This window comes from Nocardia asteroides (assembly GCF_900637185.1).
GTDB classification, from domain to species: domain Bacteria; phylum Actinomycetota; class Actinomycetes; order Mycobacteriales; family Mycobacteriaceae; genus Nocardia; species Nocardia asteroides.
On the sequence record NZ_LR134352.1, the window covers coordinates 4,355,944 to 4,375,241 of the forward strand.

General features: G+C 71.3%; 25 protein-coding genes. 9 read left to right on the forward strand and 16 right to left on the reverse strand.

The features are described from left to right. Positions 1-6 precede the first annotated feature (6 nt). The 4 genes from EL493_RS20375 to EL493_RS20390 form a co-directional block, all read right to left on the reverse strand. Positions 7-537 carry a VOC family protein gene (locus EL493_RS20375; RefSeq protein ID WP_019047170.1) on the reverse strand — a complete coding sequence of 177 codons (531 nt, stop codon included), beginning with the start codon at positions 535-537 and terminating at the stop codon, positions 7-9. A gap of 97 nt (positions 538-634) precedes the next feature. Then, positions 635-1,909, reverse strand: a complete 1,275-nt coding sequence (locus tag EL493_RS20380) for an MFS transporter (RefSeq protein WP_019047171.1) — start codon at positions 1,907-1,909, stop codon at positions 635-637. Further along, positions 1,906-2,493, reverse strand: coding sequence for a hypothetical protein (locus EL493_RS20385; protein ID WP_019047172.1), 588 nt, complete (start codon positions 2,491-2,493; stop codon positions 1,906-1,908). Before EL493_RS20385 ends, EL493_RS20380 begins: the two co-directional genes overlap by 4 nt. A gap of 39 nt (positions 2,494-2,532) precedes the next feature. Then, a complete protein-coding gene (locus EL493_RS20390) occupies positions 2,533-3,006 on the reverse strand; it encodes a MarR family winged helix-turn-helix transcriptional regulator (protein WP_022566865.1) in 474 nt (157 codons plus the stop codon). 57 nt (positions 3,007-3,063) lie between these two features. Here EL493_RS20390 and EL493_RS20395 point away from each other — a divergent pair, with 57 nt between their 5' ends. Then, positions 3,064-3,459, forward strand: coding sequence for a hypothetical protein (locus tag EL493_RS20395; protein ID WP_019047174.1), 396 nt, complete (start codon positions 3,064-3,066; stop codon positions 3,457-3,459). Between the two features lie 211 nt (positions 3,460-3,670). Here EL493_RS20395 and EL493_RS33605 read toward each other — a convergent pair whose 3' ends face one another. Further along, positions 3,671-3,805, reverse strand: a complete 135-nt coding sequence (locus tag EL493_RS33605; RefSeq protein ID WP_267890424.1) for a hypothetical protein — start codon at positions 3,803-3,805, stop codon at positions 3,671-3,673. 102 nt (positions 3,806-3,907) lie between these two features. On the opposite strand from EL493_RS33605, the gene EL493_RS20400 reads away from it, so the two are divergent. After that, complete coding sequence (locus tag EL493_RS20400; protein WP_232017337.1) at positions 3,908-4,621, forward strand: DUF6183 family protein; 714 nt, start codon at positions 3,908-3,910, stop codon at positions 4,619-4,621. A gap of 19 nt (positions 4,622-4,640) precedes the next feature. Here the strand turns inward: EL493_RS20400 and EL493_RS20405 are convergent, their stop codons facing one another. Continuing rightward, positions 4,641-4,808, reverse strand: a complete 168-nt coding sequence (locus EL493_RS20405; protein WP_019047177.1) for a DUF4236 domain-containing protein — start codon at positions 4,806-4,808, stop codon at positions 4,641-4,643. A gap of 168 nt (positions 4,809-4,976) precedes the next feature. On the opposite strand from EL493_RS20405, the gene EL493_RS20410 reads away from it, so the two are divergent. Beyond that, on the forward strand, positions 4,977-5,447 hold the full coding sequence (locus tag EL493_RS20410) for a hypothetical protein (RefSeq protein ID WP_019047178.1): 471 nt from the start codon (positions 4,977-4,979) through the stop codon (positions 5,445-5,447). A gap of 3 nt (positions 5,448-5,450) precedes the next feature. Here EL493_RS20410 and EL493_RS20415 read toward each other — a convergent pair whose 3' ends face one another. From EL493_RS20415 to EL493_RS20440, 6 genes are all read right to left on the reverse strand, one after another. Next, entirely contained in the window at positions 5,451-6,653 is a 1,203-nt protein-coding gene (locus EL493_RS20415) for a glycoside hydrolase family 76 protein (protein ID WP_019047179.1), read from the reverse strand. Positions 6,654-6,787: 134 nt separating this feature from the next. Next, entirely contained in the window at positions 6,788-7,402 is a 615-nt protein-coding gene (locus EL493_RS20420) for a class I SAM-dependent methyltransferase (RefSeq protein WP_019047180.1), read from the reverse strand. After that, entirely contained in the window at positions 7,399-7,947 is a 549-nt protein-coding gene (locus EL493_RS20425; protein ID WP_019047181.1) for a GNAT family N-acetyltransferase, read from the reverse strand. Before EL493_RS20425 ends, EL493_RS20420 begins: the two co-directional genes overlap by 4 nt. A gap of 60 nt (positions 7,948-8,007) precedes the next feature. Then, complete coding sequence (locus EL493_RS20430; protein ID WP_019047182.1) at positions 8,008-9,156, reverse strand: alpha/beta fold hydrolase; 1,149 nt, start codon at positions 9,154-9,156, stop codon at positions 8,008-8,010. Between the two features lie 30 nt (positions 9,157-9,186). After that, positions 9,187-11,085, reverse strand: coding sequence for a multicopper oxidase family protein (locus EL493_RS20435; protein WP_019047183.1), 1,899 nt, complete (start codon positions 11,083-11,085; stop codon positions 9,187-9,189). After that, complete coding sequence (locus EL493_RS20440) at positions 11,082-11,480, reverse strand: DUF6220 domain-containing protein (RefSeq protein ID WP_019047184.1); 399 nt, start codon at positions 11,478-11,480, stop codon at positions 11,082-11,084. Before EL493_RS20440 ends, EL493_RS20435 begins: the two co-directional genes overlap by 4 nt. Before the next feature lie 163 nt (positions 11,481-11,643). On the opposite strand from EL493_RS20440, the gene EL493_RS20445 reads away from it, so the two are divergent. Both EL493_RS20445 and EL493_RS20450 read left to right on the forward strand, forming a co-directional pair. Then, positions 11,644-12,864, forward strand: coding sequence for a sensor histidine kinase (locus EL493_RS20445; protein WP_030202224.1), 1,221 nt, complete (start codon positions 11,644-11,646; stop codon positions 12,862-12,864). After that, positions 12,861-13,529, forward strand: a complete 669-nt coding sequence (locus EL493_RS20450) for a response regulator transcription factor (protein WP_019047186.1) — start codon at positions 12,861-12,863, stop codon at positions 13,527-13,529. Before EL493_RS20445 ends, EL493_RS20450 begins: the two co-directional genes overlap by 4 nt. A gap of 24 nt (positions 13,530-13,553) precedes the next feature. Here the strand turns inward: EL493_RS20450 and EL493_RS20455 are convergent, their stop codons facing one another. After that, on the reverse strand, positions 13,554-14,099 hold the full coding sequence (locus tag EL493_RS20455; protein ID WP_019047187.1) for a dihydrofolate reductase family protein: 546 nt from the start codon (positions 14,097-14,099) through the stop codon (positions 13,554-13,556). A 215-nt stretch (positions 14,100-14,314) separates the two neighbouring features. On the opposite strand from EL493_RS20455, the gene EL493_RS20460 reads away from it, so the two are divergent. Further along, entirely contained in the window at positions 14,315-15,103 is a 789-nt protein-coding gene (locus tag EL493_RS20460) for a GTP pyrophosphokinase (RefSeq protein ID WP_232017244.1), read from the forward strand. Between the two features lie 9 nt (positions 15,104-15,112). Here EL493_RS20460 and EL493_RS20465 read toward each other — a convergent pair whose 3' ends face one another. Beyond that, positions 15,113-16,042: an alpha/beta fold hydrolase gene (locus tag EL493_RS20465; RefSeq protein ID WP_022566862.1), complete on the reverse strand. Its 930-nt coding sequence runs from the start codon at positions 16,040-16,042 to the stop codon at positions 15,113-15,115. Positions 16,043-16,225: 183 nt separating this feature from the next. Between EL493_RS20465 and EL493_RS20470 the strand changes: the two genes are divergently transcribed. Next, positions 16,226-17,155 carry a fatty acid desaturase gene (locus EL493_RS20470; protein ID WP_019047190.1) on the forward strand — a complete coding sequence of 310 codons (930 nt, stop codon included), beginning with the start codon at positions 16,226-16,228 and terminating at the stop codon, positions 17,153-17,155. A gap of 18 nt (positions 17,156-17,173) precedes the next feature. Here the strand turns inward: EL493_RS20470 and EL493_RS33215 are convergent, their stop codons facing one another. Both EL493_RS33215 and EL493_RS20480 read right to left on the reverse strand, forming a co-directional pair. Continuing rightward, positions 17,174-17,653, reverse strand: coding sequence for a hypothetical protein (locus EL493_RS33215; RefSeq protein WP_022566861.1), 480 nt, complete (start codon positions 17,651-17,653; stop codon positions 17,174-17,176). Positions 17,654-17,746: 93 nt separating this feature from the next. After that, entirely contained in the window at positions 17,747-18,196 is a 450-nt protein-coding gene (locus EL493_RS20480; protein WP_022566860.1) for a MarR family winged helix-turn-helix transcriptional regulator, read from the reverse strand. 62 nt (positions 18,197-18,258) lie between these two features. Between EL493_RS20480 and EL493_RS20485 the strand changes: the two genes are divergently transcribed. Both EL493_RS20485 and EL493_RS20490 read left to right on the forward strand, forming a co-directional pair. After that, positions 18,259-18,627, forward strand: a complete 369-nt coding sequence (locus EL493_RS20485; protein ID WP_019047193.1) for a VOC family protein — start codon at positions 18,259-18,261, stop codon at positions 18,625-18,627. Between the two features lie 103 nt (positions 18,628-18,730). Beyond that, positions 18,731-19,294, forward strand: coding sequence for an HAD domain-containing protein (locus EL493_RS20490; RefSeq protein WP_022566859.1), 564 nt, complete (start codon positions 18,731-18,733; stop codon positions 19,292-19,294). The last annotated feature ends 4 nt before the right edge of the window (positions 19,295-19,298 follow it).

A 19,298-nucleotide genomic window follows, 5' to 3' on the forward strand; every position in this document is an offset into this window, starting at 1 on the left:
CGGTGCTCAGGCCTGACCCGCCCGGCGCGCCGCGACACGGACCCACACCTGCGGATCCGTGCGCGGTCCCCCCGCGGTGTCCGCCCCGTAGCGCGCGACCTCGGCGGCGATGTCCAGTGGGCCGGTGAGCGCGGTGCCGGGCGCGAGCGCGTCCACGACGTGCTCGTCGGGGACCAGCCAGCACACCTCGAACTCGATGCCGTCGGGGTCCCGGGCGTAGAGGGCTTTGGTGGAGCCGTGATCGCTCGCGCCGGTGAGCGCGCCCGCCGCCGTCAGCCGCTCGCGCACCGCGGCGAGTTCGGACAGGGTGTCGACCTCCCAGGCCACGTGATAGAGCCCGACCGAGCCGGACGGCCCGGCCTGCGTACGCGCCTGGAACAGGCCCAGGTCGTGGTCGTTGGCCGAGCCCGGGTGCCGCAGGAACGCCCCGCCGGGGAAGCCTTCCGCCAATCGTTCGAATCCGAGTACGTCCTCGTAGAAGGCGATACTGCGCGGCAGATCCGCGACGAACAGCACGATGTGATTGATGCCCCGCATCCGCGGCGACCTCCTCGCTCGACGACACCCCGACCCGTCACGGTCTCACGGACCCGACGGGCGCGGAGCATCGGTGACCACCGAGCGGGACGCTGTGCTAGGACGCCACGTGCACGCCGTCGGCCGGCTCGGTGTCGCGATCGGCGGCGTCGGCGTGCAGACTCGCCGGACCCAGGCCCCTGCCGAGCCCGAGAACCAATGCGGCGCACCCGAGTCCGGAGAGCACGAAACCGGTGGCGAACAGCGCCGGATACCCGGCCAGCTCGCCGACGACCCCCGCGGCCATCCCGGCGACGCCCTGGACGACGACGATGGCACAGGCCAGCAGGGTGTAATCGCTGCCCGCGTGCTCGGATTCGGCGGCATCCATCATGAGCGCGAAGACGGCGACGGTCGCGGCCCCGCCGAAGACGTGCTCGGCCAGGCTCGCCGCGACCAGCAGCTCGAACCCGCCGAGACCGAGCGCCGCGACCAGATACAGGGCGATGCTCGCGGTTTGGGTGACACCGCCGATCAGCAGCGCGCGCCTGCGCCCGAACCGGTAGGCGAGCCAGCCACCGGCGGCCGCGCCCACCAGCGCCCCTGCCGAGGACAGCACGCCCTTGATCAGCGCGATCTGCCCCAGATCCAGGCCCGCGTCGGACAGGAACGGGCCGGTGAGCGCGGCCGCCATCGAGTCACCGAACTTGAACGCGCCGATCAACACGATGAACGCCAGGACGCCGGGCCGTCGCAGCCGGACCGACCAGGCGCCGAGCATGCGCAGCGGATGCGGGCGTGGCGGGCGGTCGGCGACCGGTTCGCGCAGCAGCCACACGGGCACCGTGGTCAGCAGGATCAGCGCCGCCATGGCCAGGAACAGCAGCCGCCAGCCGGAGACGGCGAACAGCCACAGCAGCACGCCACCACCGACGATCATGCCGATGCGATACGCGCCGACCTGAATCCCGTTGCCCAGCCCCCGCTCCCGCGGGCCGAGCAGCCGGACCGCGAGTCCGTCGGTGGCCACGTCCTGGGTCGCCGAGAGCAGGTTCACCACCACGATCCCGGCGAACAGCCAGCGCAGCGAGGACGACAGGTCGAGACAGGCCAGGACCGCGGCGACCGCGGCCGCGGCCAGCTGCAGCACCAGCAGCCAGGTGCGGCGCGTGCCGTACCGGTCGACATACGGCGCCCACAGGAACTTCAGCGCCCACGGCAGGAACAGCACCCCGGAGGCGCTGATCGCCACCAGCGAGTACCCCGATTCGCGCAGTACCACCGGCAGGGCCTGGGTGAAGAAGCCGAACGGCAGCCCCTGGGCGAAGTACAGCGACGACAACAGGGCCAGTGTGCCCGCCGTGAGCACCGCCGGGCGGGTGGTGGCGCTCACGGGCCGGTTGTCGCGGCGGACGCCATGCCGCTGAGCAGCCCGAGGCCGGGCGTGAGGGCACCGTCCTGACCGAGCGCCCGGAAGTCGGCTTCGACGTCGGCGAGCGCGAGCTTGCCCGCCCGCACCGCCCCGTAACGAACGTACGACCACAGGAACACATCGAGATTGTCGAAGCGGGTGCCGCCCTCGAGTACTTCCTCCTCGTGGAACCACACCGCGACCTGCCCGTTGGTGAGGACGGTGTAGAGGTTGCCGCCGCCGTCGGCGCCGATGGTGAACACGTCCTCGTCGGTCAGTTCGGTGGTGTAGTCCGCGTCCAGCAGGCCGCAGTCGTTGCCGGCGAAGTCGAAGGCGTACGACCAGTCGAAGATGTCGAGGAACTGCGGCAGCGTGCCGGAGCGGACCCGCCGGTCGAGCGCGGCCAGTGCCGTCGCGTCGGCCGGGGTGAGGCGGGCGAGAAACGGTGCCACCGGCCGTGTCCCGGCGGGCACGACGACAGGCTCCGCGTCGCCGAACCAGCGGGCGAGATCGGCGTCCAGATCACGATCGGTGTAGCCGACGAGGTCGGCGAGGGTGAGCGTCACGCGGGGAGTGTAGAAGGGACGGCCGACATCCGCGCGCCGTCACCGGTCGACCGGGTCGGTACCGTCCGGTGCGCAGGACGGGTCGTGGACGGCGAACAACCGGGTCAGCGCCGAGTGCAGCCCGCGCCGGGCGGTCGGGGTCAGGACGGCGAGGAATTCCTCCTGCACCTGTTCGAGTTCGGTGAGCGCGGTGCCGAGAACCCGTCGTCCCGCCTCGGTCGGGACCACCACCTGCCGGCGCCGGTCCGTGCCACGCTCGCGCACGGCCAGTCCGAGCCGCTCCAGCCGGTCGATCACCGCGACCATGGTCGTCCGGTCCAGCCCGGTCTCGCGGCACAGATCCTGCTGGGCGAACGTGCCGGTGCCCGCGTAGGCCAGGACCCGGAAATCCTTGCCGCGCAGCCCGTGCCGCTCCAGCGACCGTTCGACCGCGTCGCGCGCGGCGTCACCGACACGGAACAACAGGAAGGCGGGCGCCTGGGTGATCCGCTCCACCGGATTCGACTCTCGCATCCACCCATCCTAATCACGTACGCTGATCGTCAGCACTGCTGATGAATGGAGCTTGCCGTGCCCGCCGAGAAGGTCATCAAGATCGCCCTGGTCGTCCTGGGCGTGATCACCATGACTCCCGTCCTCGCCCTGGTCACCCCGGTGGCGCTGGAGTACTACGGACTCACCCAGCTGACTCCCATGGAGGCAGCCCTGCTGCGACATCGTGGTGTCCTGCAACTGGTGCTCGGCGCCGCGCTGGTGTGGGCCGCGTTCGCGCCCTGGGCCCGGGTGCCCGTCGCGCTGGCCGCGATCACCACCAAGTCCACGAATCTGGTACTCACCCTGACGGATCCGGTGACCCGTTCGGACGCGCCGCTGTTCAGCACCGTGTTCGACACCCTCGCCGTCGTCCTGCTGGCCGGGCTGGTCGTGCTCGGGCTGCGCGGATCCACCCGGCGGGCGGCAGCCTAGCTCGGCCGCGGGTTCCCGGACGGCGCGCTGCGTACGCTGGGCTCGTGCATGCCGAGATCGACCGGCTGGTCCGGGAACTCCCCCAGCTCACGGACTTTCGCGCACCCAACGCGCTGATCGAGGATCGGGTCGCGGTAGGCGATCTGGAGTTCGTGGTGGCGCTCGCCCAAGCCGTCGTTCCGACCGGGAACAACGGTGAGTACCTCGCGGACTACAGCCTGCGTTGCCTGCTCGCGGCTTCGGCGCCGGACCGGATCCCCGCGGCGTTGCGGGTGATCGCCGCGCTTCGGCCGCCGCACGGTCGCGCCCGGCGCATCGCGGCCCGGCTCGCGGAGACGCTGGACATCGAGGACGTGGTGACCGCCTTCGCGCAAGCCGGCTGGCCGGCCCGATCGCGGAGGAGCTACGGGCCTGTCTGCTCCACGAACTCGTCCTGCGCGACGTCCCGCTGGACGATCACGCGGTCCTGCGGCGGTGGGCGGCCTCCGCGCACTGGTCCCGGCATCCGCTGCGCGGATTGCCCCTGGAACGCACCGGCTTCGAGCAGAGCCTGGCCCTGCGCCGGTACGGCAAGACCGGGTCGTCGGTCGCCCTGCCGTTCACCATCGACGACACCCCCGCGCTGCGCAGGCACACTCGGCTGGCCATTCCTCGCGCCACCGAGACCACCCATCCCGCCGTGGTGGAACAGATCGAGCAGGCGGTCGAGAATTGGCGGCGAGAGTCCAACGGCCGAACCGAGTGCCGCACCTTCGCACTCAGCAGTTTCCCGGATCCCGCGACCGCCGCGGTCCTGCTCGAGACACTGCCGCTCGAGTGTTTGCGCGCACGCCACCCGTCGGCGACCGACCTCGTCGTCACCCCGTCGACGCCCGGGCGGGTGTGGTCGCGACTGTTCGCCGCCGCGGCCAACGGCGGCGCCTACAACTCCGGCACCGGCGGCGCCTACGGCCGTCTCGCCGCCTGGCGTTCACTCGGCGGGTTGTGTGGCGCCACGGAATTCGACTCCGTCGACGACATCCGTCGACGGGCCGAGGATTCGCACTGGTTCCTGTTCGAGGCCGATACCGCGTGGTTCGAGCACATCGCCTGGGATTTCGCGATTCTCGTCCTGACGCCCGAACCGGGACTGTCGGTCCTCGCCGTCACCGACACCGACTAGGCGAGGGCGGACGCCGCGCTCAGCGCTGGCGCCAGCTCAGCGGACCCGGCAGGTCGACGCTGTTCTTCCGGCTCCGCGAGTTCCAGCTCCACGGGCCGATCTTGATGCTCCAGGAGGACAGCCCGGACTGGGTGAAGTTGAGTTTGAGCGGGCCGATGGACTTGACCTGGCGGAACCTGATGGGCATTGCGCGCCTCCCTGAATCGCCCCCAGGATAGCCGATCGGGTTGGGCCGCACGCCTTTCAGCGCCGCCGGGACCGGGCCGATCGCCCTGTCATACCCGCTCGCTACCCTGACAGCTGCTGTCGCGCGATCCGCGCGGGGCGCCGCACCGATCCGGAGGAGGACCGTCCCATGTGGCCGACCGACTGGCCCGCGCCGGCCCGTGCGATCGCGAGCACCGTCGAGGCCGCGGTCGCCGCCGCACGCGCCACCGACGCACCGGTCTTCGACGAGACGGTCGCCGAGCTCGCCCAGTTGCCGTCCGACCAGGTGGACGCGGTGCTGGCGGCCGTGGTGCGCGAACTGCTGGAGACCGCGCATCCGGACGGTCTGACCGGTGACGATGTGCGCGATGTCCTGAACGCCGTGGTGCGCGGGGCGGCCGCCTGGCAGACGCGGCTCGACGCGACCGCCGTGGTCGGCGCGCTCACCGGGGCGCTGGGAATCGACGAGTCCGATCCGCACCACCCGCCGACCGGCCTGCAAGGTGCCGCGATCCTGCTGATCGACCACCTCGCCACCCGCACCCGGGTGCCCGTCACCGACGCGATCGGGCGAGCCGTCGCCGAGATCGCCCGCGCCGAGACCGTCGAGATGCCGTGAGCCTCACCAGCCCGCGGCGGTGAGCCGGTAGTCGGCTTCCAGGAGCAGCCATCCGCTGAGCTGGACCGAGAGATCGCGGTCGAGGTTCGCGGCCTCGGCGGTGGACGGCTTCGCGAACAGCAGGAAATTGCCCGGGCAGTCCCGGACCGCGACCGGGCGGGTCCAGTCGGCGCCGAAGAGCGGGAGCCCGTCCACTTCGGCCCGATGGTCCCAGGCCGCGCGCGCGGAGGTGCGCACGATCCGCGCGGCGGTGGCGTCGCCCAGGGCGAGGGCCGCTTCGGCGAGGTAGCGGGCGAGGATTCCCATGAACAGCCCCGAATCGTCACCGGCGGCCGCGATGATCACCCCGTCGCTGGTGAGCCGGTCCTCGGCCGCGGCGATGAGGGCGGCCGCCCGGTCGCGGTGGGTGGATTCGCCGGTCCGCAGGGCCAATTCGGTTTCCAATCCGATGGCCAGACCCTGGCAGTAGGTGTGCACGGTGTGGTCGACTCGCCCGTCGGGTTCGTGGACGCCGTCGAGGGTGAGACCGGTCGCGGGATCGTACAGGCGGGTGCGCAGGAACTCGGCGAGCTGTCCGGCCCGGGTGAGGTCGCCGAGCCGGGCCAGCGCGATGCCGGTGGGACCGACGGCCGGGGTGTTGTAGTAGCTGTCCCCGGACCGCCACGGCACCGCGCCGAGGTCCGGGTTCCAGCCCTCGAGCAGGGCGTCGCGTAGGTCGGTGATCGCGGTGCCGAACCGGATGCCGAGCAGCCGGTCGGCGCGTTCGAGGGTCAGCGCCAGCCAGGCCATGTCGTCGTAGTACCGGTTGGTCCAGCCGGTCAGGTTGCGGGTGCGGATGCCGCGGGCGATGGCGACGACCCGGTCGATCCGTTCGGCGGTGGGCGCGCGGGCCGCGGCGTCGACCGCGCAGTCGAGCAGATGCGCCTGCCACCAGTAGCACCAGCGGGTCAGCGACTGTTCCGCCACCGTGCCCGGCCACACCAGCGCGCCCAGCTGTCGGTGCGGCAGTCCCCACAGCGTGCGCAGGTGCCGTTCGACGATCGCCCGTTCGGCCAGGTCGGCGCGCTGCGCGGGCTGGGCGGGGCCGGTGGTGACCGCGCGGGTGATGAGGCCTGCGTCGGTGGGTTGTGCCAGCACCGAGAGCCCGACGGCCGCGCCCGCGAACAGTGCTCGCCGTCGGCTGATCCCCCGATTCCGGCGATCCATCCGCGCGAGCTCCTCTTCTCTGGACGACACCGTGGAGCGGGAACGGTATCGACGGCGCCTCGTGCCGGGGTGGCCGGTACTTGAACAGTTCCGGTGGCCCACGCGAACGTTACGGAACCTGGGTGCCGATCGGTTCAGTCGGCGCGCGAGAAGACCGCGACCAGGAAGTCCGCGTCCTCGGTGAAGGGACGCAGGTCCCACGTGGACAGCAGCAGGTCCACGCGGAGACCGGCGGCGTCGGCGTCGGCGAGGAACTCCGGGAACGCGTAGCCGCGGTCGGCGCCGAAGCCGATGATCGCGCGCCCGGCGGGGGCGAGGTGGCGGGCGAATCCGGTCAATACCGCACGCCGGGTGGACGGCGCCAGGAAGGTCATCACATTGCCCGCGCACACGACGACGTCGAAGCCGGCGTCGACACCGCGCGCGGGCAGATCCAGTTCGGCGAGATCACCGACCAGCCAGGTGGGTCCCGGGTAGTCGGCGCGAGCCGCCTCGATCAGTACCGGGTCGACGTCGACACCGACGACCGTGTGCCCGGCGGCGGAGAGGTAGCCTGCGGTCCGGCCCGCGCCGCACCCGGCGTCGAGGACGCGGCTGCCGCGGCCGAGCATGGCGTCCACCAGCCGGGCCTCGCCGACGATGTCCTCCCCGCTCGCGGCCAGAGTGCGGAATCGCTCGATGTACCAGGTGGAATGCGCCGGGTCGGCGGCGGTGAGCTCCTCCCATCGGCTGGGCGTGCGCTCGCTCATGCTTCCTCCTCGTCGCTCCCGGACACTCCCCCGACTGTAAGGGCTACCGAACCGGGCCAGACGTATTCGAACTCGGGCACCTCGAAGCCCTGCGGGAATACCGAGGTCTTCGCCCGCGTGCGCAGGCCGCCGTTGCGCTCGTAGAACGCGATCGCGGCGGTATTGCCCGCCAGCACCTCGAGATACAGGTCCCGGCCCGGACGCCGCTGCCGCGACCACTCGAGGGCCCGCCCCAACAGCGCGGTGCCGCGTCCTCGGCGTTTGCCGTCGGGCCGGACGTGCAGGTTGTCCAGCAGGGTCCGGCCGTCCGCGGCGGGTGTCAGATACACGAAGCCGTCGGGCCCGTCGGCACCGTCGGCGACGAACATCACCGAGCCCTCGGTGGGCTGTCCCAGCAGTTCGGCCCACCGGGCCCGGTGGTCCTCGGCGACCGGCCCGGCCAGGTAGTCGGCGGGCAAGAGCCCCCGGTACGCGGTGCGCCAGCTCGCGGTGTGCAGTGCGGCGATCGCGTCGGCGTCGTCGGGAACTCCAGTCCTGATGGTCATGACCTCACCCTAGGCACCGGCGGTCCGCGCGAGCGATCGATTTTCGGCCGGTCGTCGCGTTCAGTGTGCCGGGAGAACCTGGGTCAGGAAATCACGCTCGTCGGCCGCCGAGGCGAGCAGCAGGCTGAAGTGGTCGGCCCCGGGATACAGGGTCAGTCTGCTGACAGCTCCGGACTGTGCGAGTTGCTGCTGGAGCAGGATCGTGGTCGGCGCGGGCTGCACGGTGTCGGCTTCGCCCTGGAGCAGCAGGACGGGTCGCCGGTGGTCGGTGGTGGGGACGGTCAGGTAGTCCGACAGTGCCCCCGCCAGCGGCTGGTCGGCGAGGGGCCGCGTGAACAGGTCACCGACGGCACGGCCCGCGACAGCTTCTTCGAGGGCGCCGAGGCACCGCTCGCCGGCTCGGGCGACCGCGAGCATCTCCCGGCCGTGCACGCTCAGGTAGTCGGTGACGTGCACGTCGGGCCGGGCGTGGTCGAGTCCGGCCAGGATCATCACCAGCCGGGCGTGCAGGCCGTCGAGGCCGGGCATGACCGGGGTGCCGGGCCGACCCAGCGCGGTGATCGCCTCGACGACATTGCTGGTCGGGGCGTAGGCGAGGGTGCCGCGCAGGTCGAGCTCGGCGGCGTAGCCGGCCCACAGGTGCGCGGCGGCCAGCGCGGCCTGGCCGCCGATGGAATGACCCGCGGCGACGAAGGATCGGGACAGGGTCGGATCGACGGCGCCTGCCGCGCGCACGGCGTCGAGCACGGCGTGACCCGCCGCTCGCCACGCGAGGTATTCGTAGGTGCCCGGCCCGCCGAGGCCGATGTAGTCGGTGGCGGCGACCGCGTAGCCCTGGTCCAGATAGGCCCTCAGGTGCGGGGTCTCGTCGAAGGTGTCGGCGATGCCGCCGGTGAGATTGGGCGCGCAGCCCTCGGTCATGCCGCTGGTGCCGTGCGCCCACGACACCACGGGCCTGCCGCCCGCCGGTGGCTCCCCGGCGGGCACGAAGACACTCGCACCGCTGACCTGTGGTTCGCCGTTCTGTCCGGTGGTCCGGTAGACGACGCGGAATCCGGTGGCGGCGCCGGGAATCAGCTCCGGGCCGGTCAGCGCGCGGGAGGAGACGACGCCGCCCGCCCCGCCTCCGGCCGGCGGCGCGGCGGTGGCCGAGCCGGTCGACGCGGCCGCGAGCAGGACGAACAGTGTGGCCGAGACCAGGTATCGCATGATGGTTCCTTTCGGGGGCGGGTGGCGAGGTCAGTGGTGGGCGTGGGCGCCGCCGAAGGGTGTGCCGAATCCGGTGTAGCGGAGGAGCAGCATCATTCCCTTCTCGGCGTGGGGCAGGTTGTGGCAGTGGTTCATCCAGATGCCGGGGTTGGTGGCGCGGAAGGCGATCTCCCAGACCTCGCCGGGCCGCACGTCGAGGGAGTCGACCCACAGCGGGCTGCCCTGTGCGGGCCTGCCGTCGCGGGACAGGATGAGGACGGGATGGCCGTGCAGGTGCCAGGGGTGGGTGTCGAGGCTGCGGTTGACCACGGTGCAGTGGACGATGTCGCCCGCGCGCACCACCTGGTCGGGGATGGCGGGGTGGGCGCGCCCGTTGACGGTGTGCGCGTACGACGGTGTCCCGTTCACCCGGGCGATCCCGCGATCGAGCACCAGGGTGAACCGCCGATCGGGGGCGGGCAACCGCACGGGTCGCGCGGCGCCGTAGGTCAGCAGGTCGAGGTCTGGCCAGTTCCGGATTTCGGATCCAGCTGCCGGATGACTCTTCTCGGGGCCGAGCCGCGCCGCGGTGTCGCCGTTCAGCAGCACGATCACGCCGGCGGCGGGCATCGTGAACTCGAGGTCGTGGCGACCGCCGGCGGGCACGCGCAGCTGGACGCGGCCGACGGGTGCGGGCCCGTCGAGATCGCGTCCGTCGACGGCCACGACGCGGAAGTCGGTGCCGGCGAGGGCGAATCGGTGGGAGCCGGAATCGGTGTTGATCAGCCGCAGCCGCGTCACGGTGCCCGCGGGCACGTCGTGGTCGCCACCGCCGTCGAGCAACGGCGCGTGCCCGTCGAAGGTGTGCACCGACATCGTCAGATCGCGTGTGCCCGTCGGTGTCTCACGCGGCGTGACGATCAGATGGCCGTAGAGGCCGCGTCGCACACCGGGGTGGGAGGCGTGATGGGTGTGGTACCAGTAGGTTCCGGCCTGGTCGGCGCGGAAACGGTAGACGTGGCTGCCGCCGACCGGCACCGCGTCCTGGGTCACCCCCGCGGCGCCGTCCTCGGCGCAGGGCACGTCGTAGCCGTGCCAGTGCAGCGTCACCCCCGCGTCGATGTCGTGGTTCACCAGCTCGACCTCGACGAGGTCACCCTGCCGCGCCACGATCGCCGGGCCGGGGACCGTCCCGTCGAAGGTCCAGGCCGCGACATCGTCCGCGCCCACGCGCACGGTGGCCGTGCGTGCGGTGCGGACGTGCCTGCGCGTCACTCCCCCGGCCGCGGGTGTCTCGGGCCCGCGCAGTGTCTGCACCGACACCACCGGCCCACCGGCCTGTTCGGTTCCGGTCGCGTCGCGACGTAGCGACAGTCCGATGCCGCCGCCCGCGGCGCTCAGCACGGTGACCGCGCCGGCCAGGCCGAGCGCTCGTCGCCGGGGCATGCCGTCAGGCCGGGTGCCGGTCTCCGGCCGGTCGGCCGGCTCCCGCTCGGGGACAACGGGTTCCGTCAGGACCCGCCGAGTCAGCAGCGCGGCCGTGCCGATCACCGCGAGCGCGCCGAGCGCGGCCGCCGGGGTCAGCGGGTAGCCGATCAGGAACGACAGGACGAAGCTCGCCACCGCCGCGTACCCGGCGGTCGACAGGGCGGTCACCGTCGCGGCCTGCGCCAGGCCCGCGCCGCGGCCCGCGACCACCACCGCGACCACGGCGGCGACGCCGGTGACCGGCAGCCCGAACCAGACCTTCTCCTGGACGAACCACCATCCTCGGCCCGCCAGGACCGCCACCGGGACCGCCCGGACAATCGTCAGCGCCACAGCGACACTCAGCAGCGCGCCGATCAGCCGAGCGGACCGCCGCGCCACGAGACCGGCGGCACCGAACCACGCCAGGGCGCCCGCGACGGTCACCGCGTGGTCGAGCACGACCCACGCCGCGGTACTCATGACACCGGACGCGGCGCCGCGGACTGTTCGCGCGCCTGCCGCAGGAGCGCGCCGACCGTTCCCACGATGAGCATGCCGTTCACACCGTGCACCCCGAACAGCAGCGCACCGGAGTCGTCTCCGACCGCACCGGCGACTTCCTTGATCACCGACTGCAGCAACACCAGCGCGGCCACCAGACCCGCGGTCCCCGCTACGCGGGCGGGCATGCGTGCCACCGCCGCGACGAGCGCGACGACCAGCGCGAGCAGCAGGATGACGTTCCCCAGCGCCCGGTGCGGCGCGAACGCCTCCTCGGCCGGCGCGCTGTCGAACGCGCCCATCGCGGCGAGGAAGAACTGGACGACGACGGTGACCGTCAGCACCGCGGCCAGGACGGTGACGAGTTTCTTCATGCCACGAATCGTCGCGCCGAACAGGGGTTCTCCGCGTCCGGCAGCCGCGGTGACCTGCTACGCGGATCGACGTAGCCGGGGCCGCGCGTCCTACGTCGGGCCGGGTAGTCCGGCGCGCGTCCGCGCGCACGCGCAAGCACCTTCTCTCCCTTACGATCACGGCATGGGACGGTCCGAGGAGCCACGAGTGCGCGCATGGCTGGCACGGCGGCCTGCCTGGTTTCCGGACCTGGTGCTGGCGCTGTTCGTCATCGGCGTGCAGGTGCAGAGCGCGGGCATCCCGCTGGGCGCGGAGCCGGTGACGCGACCGATCACCGATTACGGCCACACCGCGTACGTACTGCTGGCGCTCGGCGGCGCGCTGCTGGTGTTCCGGCGCCGCGCCCCCGTGCTGGTCTTCGTCGCCACCGGGGCGCTCACCGTGCTCTACTTCGGGCTCGGATTTCCCGACCGGCTGTCCTGCCTCGCCCTGTTCGTCGCCACCTATACGCTCGCCGCGCACGGCACCGGGCGCCGTCCGGTGGTGGTGGCGGGTGCCGGGACGGCGGTGCTGGCACTCGCCTGGCTGATCGCGGCGGCCGATGTCACGCCCAGCGCCGCCATCGGGTGGGTGTTCTTCCGGATCGGGGCGACCGTCCTGAGCATCACCCTGGGCATGTCGGTCCGGTCCAGGCGGATCATCGCCGACGACGCCCACCTGCGGGCCGTGACCGCCGAACGGCTCCGCGACGAGGAGGCCCGCGCCCGGGTCGACGCCGAACGGCTGCGGATCGCGCGCGAGGTGCACGACACCGTCGCCCACGCCATCACGATCATCAACGTGCAGGCCGGGGTCACCGCGCACGTCCTGGACAAACGCCCCGATCAGGCCCGCGAGACGCTGCGCATCATCGAGCAGACCAGTTCTCGTGCCCTGCGGGAGATGCGGGCGATCCTCGGCGTGCTGCGGGGCGACGACCGCCGCGAACCCAGCCCGGGCCTCGCCCAGCTCGACGATGTCCTCGGTATGGCCAGGGACGCGGGACTGCGGATCACCGCCGAACTCCCCGGTCGCGACACCCCGCTGCCGAGCGCGATCGAGGGGGCCGCCTACCGGATCGTGCAGGAGTCGATCACCAACGTCATCCGTCATGTCGGTCCCACCGCGGTCACCGTGTCGGTAGCGCCGGGTGATCACCTGGTGCGCATCCTCGTCCGCGACGACGGCGGTGACGGCACGGCGCCGACCCGGGTTCCGGAAGCGGCGGGCACCGGGCGCGGCATCGCGGGCATGCGTGAACGCTGCCGGCTGCTCGGCGGTGATCTCACCGCGACGCCGCGGCCGGAGGGCGGGTTCGAGGTGCTCGCCCAGCTGCCGCTGGAACCGGTCGGAGCGCTCGCGTGACACCGATCACAGTGCTGCTCGCCGACGACGAACGCCTGGTGCGATCGGGATTCAAGGTCCTGCTCGACCTCGAGGACGACATCAGCGTCGTCGGCGAGGCCACCGACGGGATCGAAGCCTGCGAACTCGCCCGCGCCTCCCGCCCCGACGTGGTGCTGATGGATATCCGGATGCCGCGCCTGGACGGCATCCGCGCCACCGCCCGGATCGCGGGCACCGCGGGCCTCGAGCAGGTCAGGGTCCTGATTCTGACCACCTACGACACCGACGAGAACGTCTTCGACGCCTTGGCAGCCGGGGCGAGCGGATTCCTGCTCAAGGACGCCGGACCGGCCGAGCTGCTGCACGCCATCCGGGTGATCGCCGACGGCGACGCCCTGCTCGCGCCCCGCATCACCCGCAGGCTCATCGGCCAGTTCGCCGGCCGGCGCCGGATCGCCGAGTCGGCGGCCGAGCGGCTGTCGGTGCTCACCGAGCGCGAACGGGAGGTGCTGGGCCTGGTCGGGCGCGGGATGAGCAACGACGAGATCGGTGCCGCCCTGTTCCTGAGTCCGGCCACCGCCCGCACCCATGTCGGGCGGGCGATGAGCAAGCTCGGCGCGCGGGACCGGGCGCAGCTGGTCGTCATCGCCTACCAGACCGGTCTCACCACCGTCGACGAATAGTTGCGCCGCCGGTGGTGGGGGCCGTCAGCGGGGCGCCAGGCGGTGCACCACGATGCCGGAGGCGAAGCGGGTGGTGCCGAGCAGCCGCAGGTGCGTCGTGTCGGTCCTGCCGTCGAAGAGCCGCTCGCCCTGCCCGGCGATGACGGGGAAGATCCAGAAGTGGTACTCGTCGACCACGCCGTTGTCCAGCAGGGTCTGGGAGAACGAGCCCGTGCCGAACTTCAGCAGATTGCCCTCCGTCTTCGCCTTGAGGGTGCGCACCGACTCGACGGGGTCGGCGTCGAGCAGCTCGGCATTCCAGGTCAGGTCCGCCTGGTCCAGGGTGGTCGACGCGACGTACTTCGGCAGGGCGTTGATGCGGTCGGTGTAGGGGTCACCGGCGGGACGGGTGGGCCACACCTGCGCGAAGCTCTCGTAGGTCTCGCGGCCGAGCAGCAGGGCGTCGGCGCCGGACAGCAGCTCTGAGGCGTAGGCGGCGTGTTCGTCGTCCCAGTACGGCGCGCTCCACTTGTGCGGCGCGTCGATGGTGCCGTCGAGGGTGACGAAGGTGGATTCGATCAGCTTGCCCATGGTCTTCTCCTGGTCCGGTCGGTGTGTTCGAGCGATGAGAGAACTGTGCCCGGGCGGGCTTACGGATTGTTTACGGTGCCTTGGCCGAAACACAGCCGGAACTTCCCGGGGGACGCGCGCGACCGCGGGACACGGGAGCCGGGAACCGGCGCCGCCGGAGTGCCGGGCACCACACCGGGCGGAGTGCCCGCGCGCGAGCAGGCACAATGGACTCGATGAGACATTGGCAGCTGGACGAGACGACCGACATCGACATGCCCGACGACGGGGAACCGATCGATGTCGAGGACCTCCGGCTGCTCAGGAAGCAGTTCGTCGACTTCATGCTCGGCTACAAGTTCGCGATCGACGAGGTCACGACCAAGATCAACATCCTGCGTGAGGACTTCAACAACACGCACGAGTACAACCCCATCGAGCACGTGCGCTCGCGGCTGAAGTCGCCCGAGAGTGTGCTCGAGAAGGTCCGGCGCAAGAACTACGCGATGAACCTGACCTCGATCCGGGAGAACGTGCTCGACATCGCCGGCGTGCGGGTGGTGTGCAGCTTCATCTCCGACATCGACACGATCAAGGACATGCTCGCCTCGCAGGAGGACATCACCGTCCTCGAGGAACGCGACTACATCACCTATCGCAAGCCCAACGGTTACCAGAGCCTGCACCTGATCGTGTCGATCCCGGTGTTCCGTTCCGATCGCACCGAGCGGATCCCGGTGGAGATCCAGATCCGCACCATCGCGATGGATTTCTGGGCCAGCCTCGAGCACAAGATCTACTACAAGTACCGCGGCGAGGTCCCCCCGAACCTGCGCAGCGACCTGGCCCAGGCCGCCGAGGTCGCGACCCAGCTCGACGAGAAGATGGAAGCGCTGCACCGTCAGGTAGACCGCGGCACCCCCGCCGAGAAGACCACGGCAGGCCCGATCGATTTCAGCGTTCTCTACAACAACCTCGCCACCGACGGCACCACCCACCTGCGCCCGGGCGATCTCCCGCTCTGACCCGGGCGATCAGCGCAGGAAGCCGGCCAGCAGCGGGTTGACCTGTTCGGGGCAGTCCTCGTGGAGGGCGTGGCCGCAGTCCGGCACGACGGTGGCCGCGGCGGCGGGGATGCGGCGGGCCAGTTCGTGGGCCTGGGACGACGGCAGCCAGGTGTCCTGGGCGCCCCACAGGATCAAGGTGGGCGCGGTGATCCGGGCGAGGCCCGCGTCGGTGCTGTGGTAGTCCAGGTTGCGCCACAGCGACAGGAAACCGGCGCGGTTGGCCGGGCGGGCGAAGGGGCCGTAGAACTCGTCGATCACCGCGTCGGTGACCAGCTCGCGATGGTGGAAGGTGCCGCGCAGGCTGTCGGCGTAGAACGCGCGATCGGTGAGGGCGGTGGTGAGCTCACCGAGCACCGGGGTGGTGAACAGCGGTGTGACCGGCGCCTTTTCGGCATCGAGGCCGGGGGCGTCGAGCAGCGCGAGCTTGTCGACCCGGTCCGGGTACTGCTCGGCGAAGGACAGGCTCCAGGCCCCACCCCACGAGTGGCCCACGATCGAGGCCCGTGGCAGGTCGACGGCGTCGAGGAAGGTGGCGATCGCCTCCGCCATCGCGGGCAGGTCGTAGGCGAAACCGTCGCGCCGCAGTTCGGTGAACCCCTGGCTGGGCAGGTCGACGGCGTAGACCGTGTGCTCGGCGGCCAATTCCGGCACGACATCGCGCCACGAGTACCCCCACAGCCCTCCACCGGCGATCAGCACGATCGGCGACCCCGACCCGGTTCGCGTGTAGTGGAACCGCGCCAGATCGGTGTCGGCATAGCGGGATTCGACGCGCGCGAGGTACGCCGAGTTCTCTCCCTCCTGCGCGTGTGCCACGGGTGCGGTCACCGCGGGCAGGGCGGCGAACAACACGCCGGCGAGCACGAGCGCGGGGCGGAACAATCTACGGGATCTCACTTCTGGGCCTCCTGATTCGGTGCGACGTCACCCTGGAGACGAGACACCTGCCCCCGACGTGACGGCCGGTGACCCAGTTCACCGAAGAACCACCTCCACGGCACCTCGCGGACCCGCGCCCGCCGCCCGGCGGTGACACGATCGGCACGGAGTTGCCTGATCGACCCGGAGCGACGCTGCACCATGACCGACACCCGCATCCCGGGCCCCGCCCGCACCCCGAGATCCACCGGCGACGACCTGCTGAACATCGGTCTGGTCGCGCTCGCGGTGACGGTCGGGGTGAGCCAGCTGTTCGTGGTCCCGCTCCTGGTCACCCGCGACCCCGCCTGGGGCTGGCTGCTGGTGCCGCTGACGCTGACCACCACACCGTTCTGGTCGCTGATCCACGAGGCCATCCACGGATCATTGCTGCGGGACCGGACGCGCAACGACCGCACGGGCCGCGCGCTGGCGGTGCTGTACGGATCACCGTTCGCGATGCTGAAAGCCGGGCATCTGCTGCACCATCGCTACAACCGCGTCCGCGAACGCACCGAGATCTACGATCCGGCGCGGACCACCTGGCTCGCCGCCGCGCCACGGTTCTATCTGACACTGCTCGGCGGGTTGTACCTGCTCGAGGTGATCGCGCTGCTGCTCGCGCCGTTGCCGGGACGGGCCATCCGGGCGCTGGGCCGTCGGGCGGAGGCGCCCGATTCGGTCGGCGGGCTACTGCTGGACCGGGTCGCCGAGCCCACGGTGCTCGGCCGGTTCCGCACCGATGCCGCCGCGATCGTCTTCGTCCACGCGGCCGCGTTCGTCGCCTACGGGGCGCACGCCTGGATGCTGCTGGCCGCGCTCGGCGGCCGCGCGCTGATCGTGTCGCTGGCCGACAACGCCTACCACTACGGCACCGCGCTGGACGCGCCACGGGACGCGATGAATCTGCGCCTGGCCCGCGCCCTGGAGATGTTCGCACTGAATTTCACATTGCACGAGGTGCATCATCGGCACCCCGGCCTGCGCTGGTACGAGCTGCGCGAACGCTTCCTGGCCGAAGGCGGCCGGTACCACCGCGACTGGTTCGCCGCGGTGGCCCGGCAGTTCCGCGGGCCGATCCGCCTCCGCTGACCGGGCCGCGTCGCGAACCTAGGTGATATCGATCGTTCCGGCGAACATCAGCGGCGTGGGGCCGGGCTGACAGTCGCGCAGCATGTCGGTCGGCATCGGCGTGCCGTACCCGATCATGTTCGGCGCGCCGTTCTCCCCCTTGGTGACGGTGATCTGGATGGCCATCGCGTCGGGGGCGAAGACCATCACGGGTTCGGCGGTGGTGATCGGGTACACCAGCGACACCGTGTTCCCGTTCACGCGCAGACACGTGACCGGGCCGGTGACCTTCACCGGCAGCGGCATCTGCCCGAATCGTCCCATTGCGGTATAGGTTCCGGTGGCGGGCCCGTCGCCCTGTCCCTGGGCCTCGATATGCAGCACGCTCATGTTCGCGACCTGCATGTCCCCGTTGATGGTGACCGCGGCCGGTTCCGCCGCCGCGGTGCCGGTGGCCCCCGCGCCCGCCAGCCCGATCAGGGCCGCCACCGCGGCCACGCGCCTACGTCGAGTCGTCATCGTGCCTCCTCCTACCGTGTCGGATAGGACGCGCATACCCCCGACACCGCATCTGTCACAGATCCCACCACCGGGCTTTCGCCGCGGAGCCGGCTAGGCGCCGGCACGCAGGGACTCGATCATGGTCCGCAGGAGGTGGGAGGCGGTCGATCGTTCGGGTTCGGTCAGGCCGGAGAGCATGCGCAGTTCGACGGAGCGGACCGCCGCGGTGGCCTGCTCGAGGCTGCGGCGGCCGCTGGGGGTGAGCTGGGTGGGGAGGGCCTTGCCGACGGGTGGCGCGGCGGCCCTGGTGACGTAGCCGTCCCGCTCCAGGGTCTGCAGCAGCACGTTCATCGTCTGGCGGGTGACGAACGCGCCGCGGGCGAGCTCGGAGTTCGACAGGCCCGGTCGCTGGGACAGCAGTTCGAGGCACGAGTAGTGCGTGATGCTCATGCCGAGTGGGCGCAGCACCTCCTCCATCGCCACGCGTAGGGCGCTCGATGCCTCTTTCAGCAGGTAGCCCAGCGACGTCTCGAGGTCGACGCTCGCACCGTCTTGACTCATGTCAGTATTCTGACATACCGTGGATCGTGTCAGAAACCTGACACACCAAAAGGAGCCTCATCATGCCCGTCACGGGACCCGATTTCATTTCCCTTCAGACGCGCGACCTCGACGCTTCGCGCGCGTTCTACGAGCGGTACCTCGGCCTGGTCCGCGCGCAGGCCGGGCCGCCGCACGCCGTCGTGTTCGAGACGAAACCGATCGCGTTCGCACTGCGCGACCTCGTCCCCGGCACCGATCTCGCCTCCGCCGCCCGGCCCGGCATCGGCGCCGCGATCTGGCTGCACGCCACCGACGTCCAGGCGATCCACGACGCGCTCGCCGCCGACGGTCACCCCATCGTCGCCGCGCCGATCGACGGTCCCTTCGGCCGGACGTTCACTTTCGCCGACCCGGACGGCTACGAGATCACTCTCCACGACCGCGCGTGACGCACCGATCTCGGACACGAGCGTGAGCACGGCACAATGGCGGGTGGCCGCTCGATTCGGCTGCGGCGGAACGCCCGTCGACGACGACCCGCGACAGGAAACGATGCCCGCGAGACCGCTGCTCTATCTCGATGTCGACGGCCCGCTCAACCCGTTCGCGGCGAAGCCGGAGCGGCGCCCGGCCGGGTACCACACCCATCGGATGACGCCACCGTCATGGCTCGCGCAGCACCGGGACACGCCCCCGCACCGGACCCGTCCGCTGCGGGTGTGGCTGAATCCGGCCCATGGACCCGCACTGCTGGCCCTGGCCGAGTATTTCGACCTGTGGTGGGCCACCACCTGGGAACACGACGCGAACACCCACATCGGGCCCGTACTGGGTCTTCCCGAGCTGCCGGTCGTGGAATGGACCTCGACCCGACGCGAGAGCTCCGACGGAACATGCTGGAAGACAGCGGAACTGGTGCGGCACGCGGCGGGCCGCTCGTGGGCGTGGGTCGACGACGAGATCACCCTGGGCGACCGCCGATTCGTGCATCGACACCACGGCGGGGCCGCCCTGCTGCACCACGTGGAACCGGCGAAAGGATTGCGGGACAGCGATTTCGCCGCACTCACGGCGTGGGCGCGGCAGCGCAGGCGCATCGAGTCCGGCGACGGGTGATCGA

Coding starts and splice junctions, on each gene's coding strand:
- EL493_RS20420 (WP_019047180.1), bottom strand. CDS start 7,402: ATGAGCGAGCGCACGCCCAGCCGATGGGAGGAGCTCACCGCCGCCGAC.
- EL493_RS20410 (WP_019047178.1), top strand. CDS start 4,977: ATGTGGCCGACCGACTGGCCCGCGCCGGCCCGTGCGATCGCGAGCACC.
- EL493_RS20390 (WP_022566865.1), bottom strand. CDS start 3,006: ATGCGAGAGTCGAATCCGGTGGAGCGGATCACCCAGGCGCCCGCCTTC.
- EL493_RS33605 (WP_267890424.1), bottom strand. CDS start 3,805: ATGTCCAGCGTCTCCGCGAGCCGGGCCGCGATGCGCCGGGCGCGACCG.
- EL493_RS20460 (WP_232017244.1), top strand. CDS start 14,315: ATGAGACATTGGCAGCTGGACGAGACGACCGACATCGACATGCCCGAC.
- EL493_RS33215 (WP_022566861.1), bottom strand. CDS start 17,653: ATGACGACTCGACGTAGGCGCGTGGCCGCGGTGGCGGCCCTGATCGGG.
- EL493_RS20490 (WP_022566859.1), top strand. CDS start 18,731: ATGCCCGCGAGACCGCTGCTCTATCTCGATGTCGACGGCCCGCTCAAC.
- EL493_RS20430 (WP_019047182.1), bottom strand. CDS start 9,156: ATGCGATACCTGGTCTCGGCCACACTGTTCGTCCTGCTCGCGGCCGCG.
- EL493_RS20425 (WP_019047181.1), bottom strand. CDS start 7,947: ATGACCATCAGGACTGGAGTTCCCGACGACGCCGACGCGATCGCCGCA.
- EL493_RS20470 (WP_019047190.1), top strand. CDS start 16,226: ATGACCGACACCCGCATCCCGGGCCCCGCCCGCACCCCGAGATCCACC.
- EL493_RS20440 (WP_019047184.1), bottom strand. CDS start 11,480: ATGAAGAAACTCGTCACCGTCCTGGCCGCGGTGCTGACGGTCACCGTC.
- EL493_RS20455 (WP_019047187.1), bottom strand. CDS start 14,099: ATGGGCAAGCTGATCGAATCCACCTTCGTCACCCTCGACGGCACCATC.
- EL493_RS20480 (WP_022566860.1), bottom strand. CDS start 18,196: ATGAGTCAAGACGGTGCGAGCGTCGACCTCGAGACGTCGCTGGGCTAC.
- EL493_RS20435 (WP_019047183.1), bottom strand. CDS start 11,085: ATGAGTACCGCGGCGTGGGTCGTGCTCGACCACGCGGTGACCGTCGCG.
- EL493_RS20405 (WP_019047177.1), bottom strand. CDS start 4,808: ATGCCCATCAGGTTCCGCCAGGTCAAGTCCATCGGCCCGCTCAAACTC.
- EL493_RS20375 (WP_019047170.1), bottom strand. CDS start 537: ATGCGGGGCATCAATCACATCGTGCTGTTCGTCGCGGATCTGCCGCGC.
- EL493_RS20445 (WP_030202224.1), top strand. CDS start 11,644: ATGGGACGGTCCGAGGAGCCACGAGTGCGCGCATGGCTGGCACGGCGG.
- EL493_RS20415 (WP_019047179.1), bottom strand. CDS start 6,653: ATGGATCGCCGGAATCGGGGGATCAGCCGACGGCGAGCACTGTTCGCG.
- EL493_RS20485 (WP_019047193.1), top strand. CDS start 18,259: ATGCCCGTCACGGGACCCGATTTCATTTCCCTTCAGACGCGCGACCTC.